This window comes from Streptomyces sp. NPDC016562 (assembly GCF_043076955.1).
Lineage (GTDB): Bacteria > Actinomycetota > Actinomycetes > Streptomycetales > Streptomycetaceae > Streptomyces.
Map to the genome: position 1 here is coordinate 285,168 of NZ_JBIBRZ010000003.1, position 17,160 is coordinate 302,327.

Genomic DNA, 17,160 nt, shown 5'->3' on the forward strand with positions numbered 1-17,160 from the left:
CCGCCTCGCGCCCGGTCCTGCGCCCCGTCCCGTGCCCGAAACCGTCACCGGCCTCAGCCGTCCCGGTACTTGGGCGCCGGCGGCGCCGCCACACCGGGCAGCACCAGCTCGAGGTGCTTGCGGTAGGAGTTCATCCACGGGCTGCCGCTGCCGCCCGCCCGGTAGTTCTCCAGCACCTTGTTGACCCGGCGGACCAGATCGGAGGCGTCCTTGTTCATCGCCACACCGTAGAACTCGCGGGTGAAGGGCGAGCCCACCAGCCGCACCGAGGGGTCCTGAGCCGCCTGGCCGGCCGCGAGGGCGTTGTCCGTGACGATGCCGTCGACCTCGCCGAGCTGGAGCCGGACCAGGCAGTCCAGCTGGTTGGCCACGGTGACCGGCACCGAGCCGTACGACTGGGAGGTCAGCGCGGCCTGCGCCGTCGAACCGGCGGCGAAGCAGATCCGCTTGTCCTTCAGCGAGGAGTCGTAGCCGGTGATCGGCGAGCCCTTGGGGACCAGCACCTGCTGCCCCGCCTCGAAATAGGCCGTCGAGAAGGCGACGTCCTCCAGCCGCTTGCAGTTGATGGTCATGGTCCGCACGACGATGTCGACGCGGCCCTCCTGGAGGGCCGGGACCCGCTGGCTGGTGGGGATGGCCCGGTAGATGACCGCGTTCTCGTCGCCGAGGATGTCCTTGGCGATGGCCTTGACCAGGTCGATGTCGAAGCCGTCGAGGCCGCCTTCGGCCGTCTGGTTGCGGTAGCCCCAGCGGAAGCTGTTCTGGTCCACGCCCGCGACGAGCTTGCCCGCCGCCTTGATCCGCGCGATCGCCGCCCCGTCCACGCCCGACGGGCGCAGGCTCGCCTCCGGGTCCGCGCAGGTGTCGGAGAGCACCCACGGCGTGGCGGGGGCCGCGGCCAGCGACGCGGGCTCGCGGACCGCCGCCGGGCGGCCGGTGTCCGGCGTGGCGTGGGCCAGCGGCAGCAGCGCCAGCGCGGCCGTCATGGCGCAGGCTGCGGCCATCGCGCTCACGCCGCCCCAGCCGCGCAGCCGGCCCGCGGCCCGGCGCAGCCCGGGCACGGCGCCCCCGGCCGCCCCGTGCGCCTCACGGCCCGCACGGCCCTCGTACCCCTCGTGGCCCGCGGCCCGCCCCGCCCGTATCCGCATCGCTCTCACCTGTACTCCGAAAGCCGGCGCCCGATACCGAGCAGAGCCGCCGCCGCACCGAGGACCACCAGGACCGCCGATCCCGCCACCAGACCGCCCAGCGCGTCGAGGCCGTCCCGGGCCGAGCGGGTGAACTCGCGCTGCTCGTGGGCCACCGCCTGCTCCAGGGAGGCGTCCACCGTGTCGAAGGCGGCCCCGCTGCTCTCCTTGTGCGTCTCGTCCCCGACGACCTGGGGCAGCGCGGCCTCGTAGTCGCCCTTCAAGTCCGCCTCCCGGGCCGCCGCGTGCCGCTGCTTCCACTGCTCGACGCCGCCGACGGCCCGGCTCACGGGCTCCCGGCCGGCCTCGTCGTCGGCCAGGTGCAGCGCGAGCGCCAGGCCGGCGTCCAGCTGCTTCATGTTGTTGGTGAAGTCCACGTCGTACTTGTCGGACTTCTTGTCCTCGGCCAGTACGGCGCCCCGCGCGATCAGCGTGAGGTTCTCACCGGCGCGCGCCTGGAGGGAGGCGATCCGGGCGTCGTTGAGCACCTTCATCGACTCCTGCCCGTCCGCCCGGGCTTCGCTCAGCGAGGACCGCGCCACCGTGTGCCCCACGGCCAGCCACAGCAGCACCACCACCGAGGCGGCCGTCGCGGCCACCAGCCCGTGGTTGAAGACCCGGTTCGTGTGCCGGTAGTTGCGCCGCTGCACCCACACCAGGGCGCCGATCGCCAGCAGGCCCGTACCGAGCGAGGCCAGCGGCCAGGACCGGGCGTCGTCGTGGTCCGTGTAGAGCCGGGCGGTCTCCGCCTCGTACAGCCGCTGCGCGGCGGGCAGCAGCTGGGTCGTCATCTGCTCGTTGGCGTAGCGGAGATAGGCGCCGCCCAGCGGCAGGCCCTGCCGGTTGGTGGCCCGGGCCTGCTCGATCAGGCCCGTGTAGCGCGGCAGCTGCTCGCTGAGCAGGGTGATCTGCTCGCGGGAGTCCGCGTTGCCGCCGGCGTTGGCGGCGGCGCTCACCAGCAGCCTGGAGGCGTTGGCGATGTCCTTCTCGTAGCGCTGGCGGACCTCGCGCGGCTCCTGCGCGCCCAGGAGGAAGCCGCTGGAGGAGGTCGTGTCGGCGTCGGCGAGGGAGCGGTAGATGCTCGCCGCGTCCGCGCTCAGCGGCTGGCTGCGGCCCACCACGTCGTCGGCCGCCGAGGCCCGGTCGGAGATCTGCACCGCGCTCACCGCGCCGAACAGCACGATCAGGGCGGCCAGGGCGGCGCCGATGATCCGCAGCCGGCCGGGCTCGGTGGTCGCGGCCTCGCGCAGCCGCTCCACGCCCTCGGCCCAGGCGGTGCTCCGCCCGGGCGGCGCGACGGGCGGCGGCGCCGGCGCCGCGGCGGGCGGCACGGAGACACCGCCCCCGGGCGCGGGCGCACGTGATGTGATCGCCACCGTGACCTCCCCCTCGGTCCTGTCGTCCCCCCCCGGACAACCGCCGGAAGGTACCCCCTGCGCAGCAGTATGGCCGTAGTGCCGATCGGCCACAGCACCTGGTACCGGATCTCGGGTGATCCGCTCCCGCGGAGATCCGATCACACGGCACCGGGCCGTCCAGCAGCCCGTACGTCTGCCTCTAGCCCTGAATACGTCTGCGCGAGCGCCACGGTTCCAGACCCTGCCGCTCCTGGGGCAGGTTCATCCGAAATGGGCACGGAGTTTTCCGTGGGCCTCGGGCGGGGACCCGAGCGCGTCCAGGCCGAGCAGGCCCGCACCCAGCACCGGCGGCGCCGTCACCACGCGGACGAGGGCGCGCGGGGCCCGCTCGGCGAGGGCCGCACGGATCCGGTCGTTCAGCTGAGGGTGACGGGCCGCCAGCACGCTGCCGCCCAGCACCACGGGCACCTCCTCGCCCAGCAGCCCCAGGCGCCCCAGCGCGACCGCGGCCATGGCCACGACCTCGTCCGCCTGCCGGTGCACCAGCGACAGCGCCACCGCGTCCCCGGCCGCCGCCACCGCGAACAGCACCGGGGTGAGCTCATGACGCCGAGCGGCCGGGATCCCGCCCAGGTGCAGCGCCTCGATCAGCGCGGCCATCGAGTCGTGGCCGAAGTACGCGGGCAGCGCCCGGGCCAGCTCCGTCGCCTCGCCCCGGCCGTCCTCGGCCCGGGCGGCGTGCCACAGCGCCTCCTTGGCCAGGCCGCCCCCGCCGCCCCAGTCGCCGGAGATCCGGCCGATCGCGGGAAAGCGCGCGGTGCGCCCGTCGGGGGTCATCCCGACGCAGTTGATGCCCGCCCCGCACACCACCGCGACCCCCCGCGGCTCGTCCACGGCGGCCCGCAGGACCGCGAAGGTGTCGTTGCGCACCGCGGTGGCCGCGCCCCAGCCGCGCGCGCCGATGGCCTGCGCGAGCCGGCGCTCCTCCACCGGCAGGTCGGCGTTGGCCAGGCACGCCGACACCTGGGCGGCGTACGGGGTTCCGGGCGCGGGCGCCGGAAGCCCGGCGGCCGCCGCGGCCTCGGCGACGGCCTGCCCGAGGACGTCCACGGCCGCCTCGACGCCGTGGCGCGGCGGCTGGAAGCCGCCGGACCGGCCGGTGCCCAGCACCGTGCCGTCGGCCGCGACCAGCGCCACGTCCGTCTTGCTGTTGCCCGCGTCGACCGCGAGCACGGCGGGCCGGCTCACGCCCACGGCAGGTACTCCTTGTTGTGCGCGAGGAGCCGGTCCGTCAGCCCTTCGGCCACGTCGAACCGGCCGACCAGCGGGTGCGCGAGCAGCGCCTTGGCGACCCGCTCGCGCCCGCCGCGCAGCGCCGCGTCCAGCGCGAGGTCCTCGTACGCGCTCACGTGCGAGACCAGCCCGGCGTACAGGGGGTCCAGCCGGGGCACCGGCAGCGGGACCGGGCCGGAGCCGTCGACGCGTGCCTGGACCTCGATCACCGCGTCGTCGGGGAGGAACGGCAGGGTGCCCTGGTTCAGCGTGTTGACCACCTGGACCGCCGGGCCGCCGTCGCCCAGCAGCGCGGCCGCCAGGTCCACGGCCGCCTCCGAGTAGAAGGCCCCGCCCCGCTTCGCCAGCAGCGCCGGCTTCTCGTCCAGCGCGGGGTCCCCGTACAGCGCGAGCAGTTCGCGCTCCATCGCCGCGACCTCGGCGGCCCGCGAGGGCTTGGCGCCCATCTCCCGTACGACCTCGTCGTGGGCGTAGAAGTAGCGCAGGTAGTACGAGGGGACGACGCCGAGCCGGTCCAGGACCGCGCGCGGCAGCCGCAGGTCCGCGGCTACGGCCTCGCCGTGCGCGGCGAGCAGGTCCGCCAGCAGGTCCTCGCCGTCCGGGCCGCCCCGGCGCACGCCCAGCTCCCAGGTGAGGTGGTTGAGGCCCACGTGGTCCAGGTGGATGTCGGCCGGAGCCAGGCCGAGCAGGGCCGCGAACTTGCGCTGGAGTCCGATGGCGACGTTGCACAGCCCGACGGCCTTGTGGCCGGCCTGGAGCAGGGCCCGGGTGACGATCCCGACGGGGTTGGTGAAGTCGATGATCCACGCGTCCGGGCTGGCCCGACGGATCCGCTCGGCGATGTCGAGGACGACCGGGACGGTGCGCAGCGCCTTGGCGAGGCCGCCGGCGCCCGTGGTCTCCTGGCCGACGCAGCCGCACTCCAGCGGCCAGGTCTCGTCCTGCAGCCGGGCCGCCTGGCCGCCGATGCGCAGCTGGAGCAGGACCGCGTCGGCCCCGGCGACCCCCGCGTCCAGGTCGCAGGTGGTGCTGACCCGCGCCGGGTGTCCCTGCCGGGCGAGGATCCGCCGGGCCAGGCCGCCGATCAGCTCCAGCCGTTCGGCGGCGGGGTCGATCAGCACGAGCTCGCTGACCGGCAGGGTGTCGCGCAGCCGTGCGAAGCCGTCGATCAGCTCGGGGGTGTAGGTGGAACCGCCGCCCACCACTGCGAGTTTCATCCGTTGTCAGCCTTTCACGCCGGTCAGGGTGACTCCCTCGACGAACGCCTTCTGGGCGAAGAAGAAGAGGACGATCACCGGGGCCATGACCAGCACGGTCGCGGCCATGGTCAGGTTCCAGTTGGTGTGGTGCGCCCCCTTGAAGGACTCCAGCCCGTAGCTGAGGGTCCAGGCGGCCGGGTTGTCGGAGGCGTAGATCTGCGGGCCGAAGTAGTCGTTCCACGCGGCGAAGAACTGGAACAGCGCGACGGCGGCGATCCCGGGCCGGGCCATCGGCAGGACGACGCGCAGCAGGGTGCGCACCTCCCCGCAGCCGTCGACGCGCGCCGAGTCCAGGTACTCGTCGGGGATCGTCAGGAGGAACTGGCGGAGCAGGAAGACGGAGAAGGCGTCGCCGAAGGCCATCGGGATGATCAGCGGCCACAGGGTGCCCGACAGGTCGAGCTGCTTGGCCCAGAAGAGGTACATCGGGATGACCACCACCTGGGGCGGCAGCATCATCATGGCGATCACGAGCAGCAGCGAGAGCCGCCGCCCGCGGAAGCGGAACTTGGCGAGGGCGTACGCGACGGGCACGGAGGAGACCACGGTCAACAGGGTGCCCAGTCCCGCGTACAAGAGGGTGTTGCGCCACCAGGTCAGGAAGCCCGGGGTGTGCCACACCGTGGCGTAATTGCCCCACTCCCAGGTGTCCGGCCACAGGTCGCGCGTCAGGGCCTGCCGGTCGCCCATCAGCGAGGTGAGGAAGAGGAAGACGAAGGGCAGGACGAAGAAGAGGGCGGCGGCCACGCCGAGCGAGTGCACCCCGATCCAGTGCAAGGCCGCCCTGCGGCCCTGGCTGCGCGTAGTCATTCACCTGCTCCGATCAGTCCGCCGCGGCGCCGCATCAGGAACGCGGTGAAGGCCATGGAGAGGGCGAACAGGACGAGCGCGACGACACACGCGGTGCCGTAGTCGAAGCGCTGGAAACCGAGGTTGTAGACGAGCTGGGGAAGGGTCAGGGTGGACTTGTCGGGGTAGCCGGGCTCGAACTGCTGGCCCGAGCCGCCGATCACACCGGCCGCCACCTTCCCCGCCACCAGCGGCTGGGCGTAGTACTGCATGGCCTGGATGATCCCGGTGACCACCGCGAAGAGGATGATCGGCGCGATGTTCGGCAGGGTGATGTGCCGCAGCCGCGCCCAGGCCCCGGCCCCGTCCAGCTCGGCCGCCTCGTACTGCTCCTTCGGTACGTCGAGCAGCGCGGCCATGAAGATGACCATGAGGTCGCCCACTCCCCACAGCGCGAGGGCGGTCAGGGCGGGCTTGGACCAGTCGGCGTCGGTGAACCAGCCGGGGGTGGGCAGCCCCACCGCGTCCAGCAGGGTGTTGACGGGGCCGGTGCCGGGGTTGAGTAGGAAGACGAACGCCAGGGTCGCGGCGACCGGGGGCGCGAGGTAGGGCAGGTAGAACAGGGTCCGGAAGACCCCGGTGCCCGTCTTGATCTTCGTGATGAGCAGGCCGACGCCGAAGCCGAAGAGGACCCGGCAGCCGACCATCACCACGACCAGCCAGAGCGTGTTGCGCAGGGCGGGCCAGAAGAGCGGATAGTCGGTGAAGACGTAGGACCAGTTGTCCAGGCCGTTGAAGGCGGGCTGGCGGAAGCCGTCGTACTTGGTGAAGGAGAAGTAGACGGTGGACAGGAGCGGGTAGGCGAAGAAGACGCAGAACCCGATCAGCCAGGGCGACATGAAGGCCGCCGTGCGCAGGGCGGAGCGGCGGCGCTTGGTCCGCAGGGTGGGGGAGGCCATCGGGGCTACTTGGCCTTCGCGATGTCCGTGTCGATCTGCTGGTCCGTCCTGGCGAGGCCGGCCGGGAGGTCGGCCACCTCGCCCTTCTCGACGGCGTAGGCGAAGTCGGTGAAGGTCAGCTGGTAGGTGCCGCCGTCGGCCTGGGCGGGGGTGGTGCTGGACTTGGGGTGCCGCGCGATGTCCAGGAAGGTCTTGAACTCCGGGCTCACCTGGAGCTGCGGGGACTCCAGGGCCGCCAGCGTGGAGGGCACGTTGTGGATGGCGTTGGCGAAGGCCACGACCGCCTCGGTGTCGGTGGTCATGTACTTGACCAGCTCCCAGGCGGCGTTCTGCTTCTTGCTGCCCGCCGCGATGCCCATGATCGTGCCGGAGAGGTAGCCCTTGCCGTAGTCGGCGGCCTGTTCGTCGGGGACGGGTAGCGGCGCGGTGCCTATCTCGAAGGTGACACCGGCCTCCTTGGCCATCGGCGCCCGCCACTCGCCGTCGATCTGCATGGCCACCTGGCCGGTGTGGAAGGGGTGTTCGGCGCTCCATTCGTCTCCGAAGGTGCTCCGGAAGCGCTCCAGCTTCTCGTAGCCGCCGAGCTGGGCGACCAGGTCGCGCTGCGCGGTCAGCATCTTCGCGAAGGCGGGGTCCTCGGCCAGGTTGGACGAGCCGTCGGCGCCGAAGTAGGTGGGGCTCCACTGCGCGGCGAGCCGCATGGGGGTGGTCTCGTAGCCGTGGAAGGTGGGCATCAGGCCGACCTGCTCGTACGAGTCGCCCTTGGGCTTCGTCAGCTTCCGCGCCGCCTCGGTGAACTGGCTCCAGGTCCTGGGGGGTTCGGTGATGCCGGCGGCGGCGAAGGCGGTCTTGTTGTAGACGAGGCCGTAGGCGTCGTTGAGCAGCGGCAGCGTGCACTGGTTGCCGTCGAACTGGGTGTACTCGAGCAGGGTCTTGGGGAAGACCTTGGCCTTGTCGATCCCGGACTTGCGCAGGAAGGGGTTCAGGTCGGTGAAGGCGCGGGAGTTGCAGAACTTGCCGACGCTGTCGGTGGTGAAGGAGGAGACCACGTCGGGGGCCTTGTCGCCGCCGGCCCGCAGCGCCTGGTTGATCTTGTCGTCGGTCATGTTGCCGGTGACCTGGACCTTGATGTTCGGGTGCGCCTTCGTGAAGCGGGCGATGTTCTCCTCGATCGCCTTGACCTCGCCGGGAGCGGACCAGCCGTGCCAGAAGTTGAGGGTCACGTCCGCCTTCGGGTCGTCGGCGGCGGTGTCGGAGCTCTGCCCCGTACAGGCGGTGGCGAGCGCGGATATCACGGCGAGGACGGCGGCCGCGGTGGTCAGGCGTCCGGATCTGGGCATGGCGGGGCTCACTCTCTGCTGGAGGAACGTTCCGTGGGGGGTGCCGGGGGTGCCGATGGGGGGTGTCGACAGGGGGTGCTGACGGGGGTGCCGGTGGGGACGTGCGGGGGCGGGGGTCGTGGGGGACCGGGTCAGCGGGAGGTGTCGAACACCTCGTCGCGGGTGGCGGCGAGCGCGCTCTCCAGCGCGCCGTGCAGGACCGGCCGCTCCAGGACCTCGCCCGGGACCAGGCGCGGCCGGGAGGGGGCCAGTTCGGCCAGTTCGGCCTCCAGCAGCGCGCGCAGCGGCTCGCCGCCCGCGCCGATGGCGGCCCCGGCCAGCACCACGATCTCCGGGTCCAGCACGGCGACGAGCGAGGCGAGACCGGTGGCGAGCGCGGTGGCGTACGCCTCCAGGAAGCGCAGGTGCGGCCCCTCGGGCGTGGCGGCGGCCCGGGTGAGCAGCGCGACGGCCGCGGCGACCTCCGGGCTGTGCGGGCTCTCCGGCCCGCCGCCCTGTCCGGCGCCCGGGGCCCCGGTGACCGGTCCGGGCTCGGGCTCGACGCCCAGGTCCGCGGCGAGCCCGGGCAGCACCTCCACGCCGGCCAGTTCCTGGTAGCCGCCGGAATTGGCCCGGGTGACCTGGCGGACCAGGGGGCGGCCGGGGACGGGCAGGAAGCCCACCTCGCCCGCGCCGCCGGTCCAGCCGCGGTGCAGCCGGCCGCCGAGCACCAGGGCGGCGCCGAGGCCCTCCTCGTTCCACAGCAGCACGAAGTCCTCGTGGCCGCGTGCCGCGCCGAGGCGCTGTTCGGCGACGGCGGCGAGGTTGACGTCGTTCTCGTACCCGACGGGCATCGGCAGGGCCGCCGCCAGGTCTTCGAGGAGGGTGGGGGAGTGCCAGCCGGGGAGGTGGCTGGCGTAGCGCAGCCGGCCGGTCTGCGGGTCGAAGGCGCCGGGCGTGGCGATGACCACCCGGCGCAGGTCGCCGCGGTGCAGTCCGGCCGCCGCGGCGGCCCCGTCGAGGGCCGCGGTCACCTGGTCGACGGCCTGCGCGCCCTCGGCGTACGGGACCTCGTGGGTGGCGATCACCGTGCCGGTGAGGTCGGCGACGGCCGCCAGTACGCGGCCGGGGGTCACGTCGAGGCCGCCGACGTAGGCCGCCCGCGGGTTGATCGCGTACAGCTGGGCGCTGGGGCCGGGACGGCCGCCGTCGGTGCCGGTGGCGACGACGAGCCCGGCGCTCTCCAGGCGTGCCAGGAGCTGGGAGGCGGTGGGCTTGGACAGTCCGGTCAGATGCCCGATGCGGGTGCGGGACAGCGGGCCGTGCGTCAGCAGGAGTTCGAGTGCGGCCCGGTCGTTCATGGCGCGCAACAGGCTGGGCGTTCCGGGCGTGGCGGCGGGCATGGAGCGGTCTCTCCCTCACCGAGGCGATCTGTTAGGTAAGTTTCCTATTACGTTCTGAGCTGTGTCAATGCCGCTGCCCCGCAGGATTCACCTGCGGGGCAGCGGGTCGTGCCGAAGCCGTCTCGTACGGCGGCGCGCGGCCGGCGCCGCTACTTGGTTATGCGCGGGCCGCCCGACTGCGGGATCGGGACGGTGGCCAGCGACTGCGGCGAGGCCGGGTTCGCCAGCGCGGACGGCGGGGCGACGGAGGCCGACGGATCCGCCGGGGCCTCCTCCTCGTCCCCGGCCGGCAGTCCGCCGATGATGCCGATGCCCGCCGCGTCGAAGGCCTCCTTGATGCGCCAGCGCAGCTCCCGCTCCACCGCGAACTGCTGGCCCGGCATCGTCTTCGCGGACACCTTCACGGTCATCGAGGCCAGCAGCACCTCGTCCAGGCCCAGCAGCTCCACCGGACCCCACAGGCGCTCGTCCCACGGGGACTCCTTCGCCAGGCCGTCCGCGACTCCCTGGATCACCTCGCGGATCCGCGACATGCTCTCCGTGGGCTTGACCTGGAGGGCCACGCCCGCGGTCGCCCAGCCCTGGCTGAGGTTGCCGATCCGCTTGATCTCGCCGTTGCGCACGTACCAGATCTCGCCGTTGTCGCCGCGGAGCTTGGTCACCCGCAGCCCGACCTCGACGACCTCGCCCGAGGCCACACCGGCGTCGATCTTGTCGCCGACGCCGTACTGGTCCTCCATGATCATGAAGACGCCGGACAGGAAGTCGGTCACCAGGTTGCGGGCGCCGAAACCGATGGCCACACCGGCCACACCGGCACTCGCCAGGAGCGGGGCCAGATCGATCTTCAGCGCCGCCAGGACCATCAGCGCGGCCGTGCCGAGGATCACGAAGGAAGCCACCGAACGCAGGACCGAGCCGATCGCCTCCGAACGCTGGCGGCGCCGCTCGGCATTGACCAGCAGGCCCCCGAGCGCGGTGCCTTCGACCGCCTCCGCGCTGGTGTTCATCCGGTTGATCAGCTTGGTCAGGGCCTTGCGGACCGCCGAGCGCAGCGCGGCCGCGATCACGACGATCAGCAGGATCCGCAGGCCGATGCTCAGCCAGGTGGCCCAGTTCTGCTCGATGAAGCTGGCGGCCTCGGTGACGCTGGTCTGCGCCTCCTTGACCGAGGCGGGCGCGTCCGGGACTTCGGCTGCCAGCGGCAGCGCGGCGGCGGGCCAGGGCACGACGGGAACCTCCAGGTATAGCGGTCTGCTCGCGGAACTGTGGGCGGGGCAGACCAACCACACTAACGGGGCAATCCCTTCACCATGTTTGCCGAGGGGGTTCCTGTTCGAGGGAGAGACGAGGCTCACCTGGGGATGACTGGACTGTGGTTGAAAACACCTCCGACCCGTTACGGGCGAGTGGTGGCGCTTCGACCAGCCGTAAGGAGAGACTGAAGGCAGATCGTCCCGGCGCGAGCCACGCGCCGCCGGCGTACAAGGAGGCAGCCCGTGCCGCACGTCCTGGTCCTCAACGCGTCGTACGAACCCCTCGGCGTCGTACCGCTCCGCCGCGCGCTCGTCCTCGTCCTGGAGAACAAGGCTGTCTCCCTGGAGGAAAGCGGCGCCTACCTGCACAGCGCGACCAGGGTCGTCCCCGCTCCCAGCGTGGTACGGCTCAAGCGCTTCGTGCGGGTCCCCTACCGGGGGCCCGTTCCACTCACCCGGCGCGCCCTGTTCGCGCGGGACGGCGGCCGCTGCATGTACTGCGGCGCCGTCGCCACCAGCGTCGACCACGTCATTCCGCGCAGCCGGGGCGGTCAGCACGCCTGGGACAACGTCGTCGCCGCGTGCCGTCGCTGCAACCACGTCAAGGCCGACCGGCACCTGCTGGAACTGGGCTGGCGCCTGCGCCACCAGCCGGCCCCTCCCTCGGGCCTGGCCTGGCGGATCATCGGCACCGGTCACCGCGATCCCCGCTGGATGCCGTACCTCCAGCCGTACGGGGCGCAGGACGCGCTGGAGCGGATCGGCGTCGCGGCGTCCTGAGCCGCGGGGGCCGCGCGGGCCCGCGGGCTAAGGGGTGACCGCGTACGCCTCCGCCGACCACAGCGAGCAGCCGTACCGCGTCGCGCGGCGCTCGCACGTCACGCGCAGGAAGCGGGTGTCCGGGGCGTCCAGCCGCAGCGACTCGTGCCCGCCCCGGGAGGCCGGCACGGTGACCGCCGGGCGCCAGGTCACCCCGTCCGCGGAGGTCTCCACCCGGTACGCCGACGGGTACGCGTCCTGCCAGTGCAGCTCCAGGCGGCCGATGCGGGCCGGAGCGGGCAGCTGCGCCTGCCACCACGCGCCGTCCACCGGCGGTGAGGACCAGCGGGTGGAGGCGGCGCCGTCCACGGCCGCCGAGGCCGGGAAACCGGGGGTCTCGTCCGCGGAGGAGGACGCCCGCGCGGTGCGCAGCAGGTCCGGGCCGCCGGTACGGAGCACTGCGCGCACCGTCAGCGTGCGGGTCTCCCCGTCGAAGGTCACCGGCACCTGGTAGGTGCCGGGCGCGGTCGTCGGCGCCACGACGACCTCCAGCGGGATCGCGACCTGGCCGCCGCGCGGGGCCACCACGGCCTGCGGGAGGCGCACTTCGATGCCCGCGGGCGGCCGGGCCGACAGCGGGCCGCGGACCTCGCCGGGGCCCAGGGCGGACAGCTGCGCCGTGACCCGCCGCGGGGCGCCGCCGATCTCGGCGTCGGCCGTGGCCCCGTCCGCCAGCTCGAAGCGGGCCCGCGGGCCGTCGCCGAACCACGGCACCACCCGGTGCACGGCCGGCGCGGCCCCGGCGCGGGCCCAGGACAGCCGTACCGCGTCGGCGTGCAGCCCCGGCGTGTCCACCTGGGTCCAGCCCGACGCCGCCGCATCGGCGACCTTGCGCCAGCCCTCGCCCGGTACGTGGGCCTCCACCGCCGCGCCGCGGGTCCCCGCCGGGAGCGGGTCGGTCATCACCGTCACCGCCGACACCGGGCGCGGCGCGTCCAGCCGCACCGTCCAGGCGCCGTCCTCCTTCGTCACCGTGCCCGTCGTGCGAGAGACCCCCGTCCAGGCGTCGGCCTCCGCCGCCGCCTTCGTCAGGAAGGGCTCCAGGACGGCCTTGTCCACGCGGGCCGTCCCCGGCTCCGCCAGCGCCTCGCGGGCTTCGGCCAGGGCCCGGGCGGACTGCCAGGCGGCCGTCCCGTCCCCGCGGGCCTGGGCCTGCAGGACGTCCACCGCCAGCTCGCCGGCCGTTCCGTAGCGCGCCAGCCGCTCCAGCCAGGGCCCCGCCTCCTGCGACAGGCCCGGCAGCCGGGCCGGGGCCTCGCGCATCACCGTGAACGCCTTGCGCAGGGCGGTCCCGGCCGCCGGGTCGCCCGCGGCGCGTGCCCGCCAGAACTGCTCCACCAGCGGCTTGAGGTACGCCGACTCCTCCAGCTTCAGCCCCGAGGACGTGGTGTTCCCGGCCAGCGCCGCCACCGCCTCGCGGGTGCGCGGGTCGGGTCCCGCCAGCTCGCGGACCGCCGCCGCCCAGGACTCCCCGGCCCGGTAACCGCGCGGGTTCCACGCGAAGTCCGCCGCCGTGAAGAGCGGGATCCGGGACAGGGTGCCCTGCGGCATCGCGTTGGCCAGCAGCGCCGCCGAGCCGCCCGCCACCGCCGGCTCGCGGCCCGCGTACGGGCCGAGGAAGATCCGGCCCGGGTCCCAGTCGTTGACCGGGTAGTTGTCCATGGTGACCAGCCGGTGCCCCAGCGCCGAGCGCGCCCCGGACAGCTCCCTGCCCGTGATGGTGCGCGGCACCACGCCCACGCCCGTCCAGGCCACCTCCACCCGCGGGTCCAAAGCGCCCGCCAGGGCCGTCCGGTAGGCGGTGGCGCCCTCCTGGTAGAACTCCGTCGGCAGCAGCGACAGCACGGGAGCCCCCGGATACCGGGCGGCCAGGTGCGCGGCCAGCACGCCCGCGACCTCCGCGTGCGCCTTCGCGGCCGCCGCCGGGCCCTTCCCGTACCGCTCCCGGTCGGCCCGGCAGCCCCACTCGGTGTAGCTGACGTCCTGGAACTGCACCTGGAAGGCGCGCACTCCGAGGTCCCACATCGCGTCCAGCTTGCGTGCGAGCGCCGCCCGGTCGGCCTCCGAGGACAGGCACATCGACTGCCCGGGGGCCACCGCCCAGGCCAGGACGACCCGGTTGGCGCGGGCCCGTTCGGCCAGCGCGCGGAACTCCTCCTGCTGCTCCTTCGGATAGTCCTGCCGCCAGGCCGTCGTGCGGTACGGGTCGTCGCCGGGCGCGAGCAGCAGCCGGTTCTGCTTGGTGCGGCCCATGAAGTCGAGCTGGGCGAGGCGCTGTTCCCGGGTCCAGGGCTCCCCGTAGAAGCCCTCGGTGATGCCGCGGACCGGCGCGGCCGGCCAGTCCCGCACCATGACCCCGGGGACCTTCCCGCCGCCCGCCGCGAGCAGCTGGCGCAGCGTCTGGGCCGCGTGGAACAGCCCCGCCTCCCCCACCCCGGACAGGGCGACCGTGTCCCGGCCGCCGGGCCGCCCCACGGCCAGCCGGTAGCCCCCGTCGGGCAGGTCCCCGGCCGGCGCCGCGCCGAGCGCCCGCAACGCCTCCTGCGCGCCCGCGTCCTGGAGCCGTACGACGGTGCCCCGCGCGGGCAGCGGCGCCCCGGGGGCGGGCTCGTGGAGGGTGCGCACGCCCGCCGCGCGCAGGGCGTCGCGCACGACCTGGACCGCGTACGGATCGGCGTCGGCCGGCGCCAGCAGCACGGCCTCCCCGCCCAGCGGCACCTCGCGCGCCGCGTCGGCGGCCATCGACTGCGGCCGCGGCCACACGGCGGGCCCCTCGGCGGCCGTGCGCGGGGTGTCGGCGCCGGGGTCGAGCGCGGGCAACAGGACGTCCCCGGAGGCGGGTTCGCGGACCGGTTCGAGCGGGGAGGAGGGCGTCGCGAGGACCCCGGGCGGCGCGGAGGCCACCGCACCGCCCAGCAAGCTCCCGATCACGGCGACGGCGGCCGCCGTGGTCCGCTTCCTGCCCCTGAGCTGCACGGATTCTCCTCGTCCCGAGACGTCACCCACTCGTACGAATGAGCCCGAGCCCACCACCCGTGCGGCTGGGGTGTCAATGCGCGTGGGTGATCTCACCCGGAAACGCCAGGAATGCGGTGCCCCGGACTGGGTAGGGCTGCGGTGTTCCCCGGCCGTGTCCCAGGGTGCTCGCCCGGTGTTGACCGGACGCTGACCCACCCTCATGCACAAAGGAGTGCGTCCATGGACGACCTGGCCCGGCTCGCGAACCTGCACGGCGTGGCCACCGCCTACCAGCCCGCCGCGGACGTCACCGTCGAGGTGCCGCGCGCCACGGTCGCCACCGTGCTCGGGACGCTCGGCGCGGTGACCGACACCCCCGAGGACATCCGGGTGTGCCTGGCGGAGGCCGAAGGGCAGGCGCGGGGAAGGCTGTTGCCCAACGTGCTGGTGTGGTGGGCCGGTTCGCCACCGCCGGACGAGCTGGCCGCGCTGCCGGCCGGGACCCGGATCCGCGTCGAGCTGGAGGAGGAAGCCGAGGAGGGGGCAGCCGAGGTCGTCGAGGGGGTCAGCGGCCCCCACGGGCCGCTGCCCGAGGGCCTGCCGCTGGGCGTCCACCGGATGGCCGTCACCACGCCGGACGGGCGGAGCGCCGAGGCCACGGTGATCCTGGCCCCGGACCGGGCCCCGGCCGCGCCCGAGCGGGCCCACGGACTGCTCGTCCAGCTCTACTCCCTGCTCTCCGAACGCTCCTGGGGCATGGGCGACCTCGGCGACCTCGCGGAGCTCGCCCGCTGGGCCGGCCGGACCCACGGCGCCGGCTTCATCCAGGTCAACCCGCTGCACGCGGCCGTGCCCGGCAGCCCCACCGACCCCTCCCCGTACCGGCCGTCCTCGCGCCGCTTCCCCGACCCGGTGCACCTGCGGATCGAGGACGTCCCGGAGTACGCGCACTGCCCCGACCGCGCGGCCCTCGCCGCACTGGCCGCGCGCGGCGGCGAGCTGCGCCGCGAGGTGCTGGAGAAGGGCGCGCTGATCGACCGCGACGCCGTCTGGGCGCTGAAGAGGACCGCCCTGGAGCTGCTGTACGCCGTCCCGCGCACGCCCGAGCGCGAGGCCGCCTACGGGGCGTTCCGCGCCGCGCAGGGCCCGGCACTGGACCGGCACGCCGCCTGGTGCGCGGCCGCGGCGGGGGAGGACCCCGGCGAGCGGACCGACTTCCACCGCTGGCTGGTCTGGCTGACGGACGCCCAGCTCGCCGCCGCCCAGCGGGCCGCCCGGGAGGCCGGCATGGCCGTCGGCATCGTGCACGACCTCGCAGTGGGGGTGCATCCCGACGGGTCGGACGCCCGCACCGGCTGCCTGCACGCCCGGGGCATCTCCGTCGGGGCGCCGCCGGACGCCTTCAACGCGCGCGGCCAGGACTGGGGACTGCCGCCCTGGCGCCCGGACGTGCTGGCCGCCACCGGCTACGCGCCCTTCCGGTCCCTGCTGCGGGGGGTGTTCCGCTACGCCGGCGCGCTGCGGATCGACCACGTGATGGGCCTGTTCCGGCTCTGGTGGATCCCCGAGGGCACCCCGCCCGCCGGGGGGACGTACGTGCGCTACGACGGCGAGGCCATGCTGGCGGTCCTGGTCCTGGAGGCCCACCGGGCCGGCGCGCTGGTCATCGGCGAGGACCTCGGCACGGTGGAGCCGCGGGTGCGTCAGGAGCTGGCCCGGCGCGGGGTGCTCGGCACGTCCGTGCTGTGGTTCGAGCGGGACTGGGACGGCGACGGCGGTCCGCTTCCGGCGGCCGCCTGGCGGGCCGACTGCCTGGCCACCGCCACCACCCACGACCTGCCGCCCACGGCGGCCAAACTCTCCGGGGGCCACGTGGAACTGCGCGACCGGCTCGGGCTCCTCACCCGTCCGGCCGAGGAGGAACGGGCGCAGGACGCGGCCGACACCGCCGAATGGCTGGAGCTGCTGGACCGGCTGGGCCTGGAGACGAAGGGCGAGGAGGCCGCCGTGCAGGCGCTGTACGCCTTCCTGCTGCGCACCCCCGCGCGGCTGGTCGGCGTGTGGCTGCCGGACGCGGTGGGGGACCGGCGCCCGCAGAACCTGCCGGGCACCTGGGACCAGTACCCCAACTGGCGGCTGCCGCTCGCCGATGCCGGGGGGCGGCCGCTCACCCTGGAGGAACTGGCCGCCTCGCCCCGCGCGAACGCCCTGCTGGAGGCGGTACGGCAGGGCGCGCGGCCCCGTACGGCACCCCCGGGCGCGCGCCCCGTTTAGGTGTTCGCTACGTTTGCACCGTGGACAAGAAGAACGCTCTGCGCGCCGGCGCCGTCACGGCCGGAACGACGCTGATGATGCTGCTGATGACGTCTCCCGCCCTCGCGGTGACCCGCGACGACGGTGACGACCCGGGCCCGGGCCTGAGCATTGGCGAGACGCTCGGCCTGTACGTGGCCGCGCCGATCGTGCTGTTCCTGATCATCGCGGGTCTCGTGATGGTCGGCGACAAGTCGCGCAAGCAGCAGTAACACCGGCTGACCTACGTCAGCCGACACGGGCCGGC

General features: G+C 74.2%; 13 protein-coding genes. 3 read left to right on the forward strand and 10 right to left on the reverse strand.

Annotated features, from left to right (window positions below):
* Positions 1-53: 53 nt before the first annotated feature.
* The 9 genes from ACF059_RS16420 to ACF059_RS16460 all read right to left on the reverse strand — a co-directional run bounded on the left by ACF059_RS16420 (position 54) and on the right by ACF059_RS16460 (position 10,796).
* A complete protein-coding gene (locus ACF059_RS16420; RefSeq protein WP_392057252.1) occupies positions 54-1,148 on the reverse strand; it encodes a glutamate ABC transporter substrate-binding protein in 1,095 nt (364 codons plus the stop codon).
* Positions 1,149-1,153: 5 nt separating this feature from the next.
* Positions 1,154-2,563: a hypothetical protein gene (locus ACF059_RS16425; RefSeq protein WP_392057255.1), complete on the reverse strand. Its 1,410-nt coding sequence runs from the start codon at positions 2,561-2,563 to the stop codon at positions 1,154-1,156.
* 243 nt (positions 2,564-2,806) lie between these two features.
* Positions 2,807-3,799: an N-acetylglucosamine kinase gene (locus ACF059_RS16430; RefSeq protein WP_392057258.1), complete on the reverse strand. Its 993-nt coding sequence runs from the start codon at positions 3,797-3,799 to the stop codon at positions 2,807-2,809.
* Entirely contained in the window at positions 3,790-5,055 is a 1,266-nt protein-coding gene (locus ACF059_RS16435) for a 6-phospho-beta-glucosidase (RefSeq protein ID WP_392057261.1), read from the reverse strand. The genes ACF059_RS16430 and ACF059_RS16435 overlap by 10 nt, the downstream gene beginning before the upstream one ends.
* Before the next feature lie 6 nt (positions 5,056-5,061).
* A complete protein-coding gene (locus tag ACF059_RS16440; protein ID WP_392057264.1) occupies positions 5,062-5,907 on the reverse strand; it encodes a carbohydrate ABC transporter permease in 846 nt (281 codons plus the stop codon).
* Positions 5,904-6,845 carry a carbohydrate ABC transporter permease gene (locus ACF059_RS16445; protein WP_392057267.1) on the reverse strand — a complete coding sequence of 314 codons (942 nt, stop codon included), beginning with the start codon at positions 6,843-6,845 and terminating at the stop codon, positions 5,904-5,906. The genes ACF059_RS16440 and ACF059_RS16445 overlap by 4 nt, the downstream gene beginning before the upstream one ends.
* A gap of 5 nt (positions 6,846-6,850) precedes the next feature.
* A complete protein-coding gene (locus ACF059_RS16450) occupies positions 6,851-8,185 on the reverse strand; it encodes an ABC transporter substrate-binding protein (protein ID WP_392057270.1) in 1,335 nt (444 codons plus the stop codon).
* Positions 8,186-8,316: 131 nt separating this feature from the next.
* On the reverse strand, positions 8,317-9,567 hold the full coding sequence (locus ACF059_RS16455; protein ID WP_392057273.1) for an ROK family protein: 1,251 nt from the start codon (positions 9,565-9,567) through the stop codon (positions 8,317-8,319).
* 149 nt (positions 9,568-9,716) lie between these two features.
* On the reverse strand, positions 9,717-10,796 hold the full coding sequence (locus ACF059_RS16460; protein WP_366869260.1) for a mechanosensitive ion channel family protein: 1,080 nt from the start codon (positions 10,794-10,796) through the stop codon (positions 9,717-9,719).
* Positions 10,797-11,066: 270 nt separating this feature from the next.
* On the opposite strand from ACF059_RS16460, the gene ACF059_RS16465 reads away from it, so the two are divergent.
* Entirely contained in the window at positions 11,067-11,603 is a 537-nt protein-coding gene (locus ACF059_RS16465; RefSeq protein WP_360892756.1) for an HNH endonuclease, read from the forward strand.
* Positions 11,604-11,630: 27 nt separating this feature from the next.
* On the opposite strand, the gene ACF059_RS16470 is transcribed toward ACF059_RS16465, so the two are convergent.
* Positions 11,631-14,618: a beta-N-acetylglucosaminidase domain-containing protein gene (locus tag ACF059_RS16470; RefSeq protein WP_392057276.1), complete on the reverse strand. Its 2,988-nt coding sequence runs from the start codon at positions 14,616-14,618 to the stop codon at positions 11,631-11,633.
* Between the two features lie 222 nt (positions 14,619-14,840).
* Here ACF059_RS16470 and ACF059_RS16475 point away from each other — a divergent pair, with 222 nt between their 5' ends.
* Together ACF059_RS16475 and ACF059_RS16480 are read left to right on the forward strand one after the other, a co-directional pair.
* Positions 14,841-16,874: a 4-alpha-glucanotransferase gene (locus tag ACF059_RS16475; protein WP_392057279.1), complete on the forward strand. Its 2,034-nt coding sequence runs from the start codon at positions 14,841-14,843 to the stop codon at positions 16,872-16,874.
* A gap of 20 nt (positions 16,875-16,894) precedes the next feature.
* Complete coding sequence (locus ACF059_RS16480) at positions 16,895-17,125, forward strand: hypothetical protein (protein WP_360892764.1); 231 nt, start codon at positions 16,895-16,897, stop codon at positions 17,123-17,125.
* Positions 17,126-17,160 lie beyond the last annotated feature (35 nt).

Bases quoted from the DNA above. Each gene is read 5' to 3' on its own strand.
- ACF059_RS16450 (WP_392057270.1), bottom strand. From the start codon at position 8,185: ATGCCCAGATCCGGACGCCTGACCACCGCGGCCGCCGTCCTCGCCGTG.
- ACF059_RS16455 (WP_392057273.1), bottom strand. From the start codon at position 9,567: ATGCCCGCCGCCACGCCCGGAACGCCCAGCCTGTTGCGCGCCATGAAC.
- ACF059_RS16445 (WP_392057267.1), bottom strand. From the start codon at position 6,845: ATGGCCTCCCCCACCCTGCGGACCAAGCGCCGCCGCTCCGCCCTGCGC.
- ACF059_RS16435 (WP_392057261.1), bottom strand. From the start codon at position 5,055: ATGAAACTCGCAGTGGTGGGCGGCGGTTCCACCTACACCCCCGAGCTG.
- ACF059_RS16475 (WP_392057279.1), top strand. From the start codon at position 14,841: ATGGACGACCTGGCCCGGCTCGCGAACCTGCACGGCGTGGCCACCGCC.
- ACF059_RS16420 (WP_392057252.1), bottom strand. From the start codon at position 1,148: ATGCGGATACGGGCGGGGCGGGCCGCGGGCCACGAGGGGTACGAGGGC.
- ACF059_RS16440 (WP_392057264.1), bottom strand. From the start codon at position 5,907: ATGACTACGCGCAGCCAGGGCCGCAGGGCGGCCTTGCACTGGATCGGG.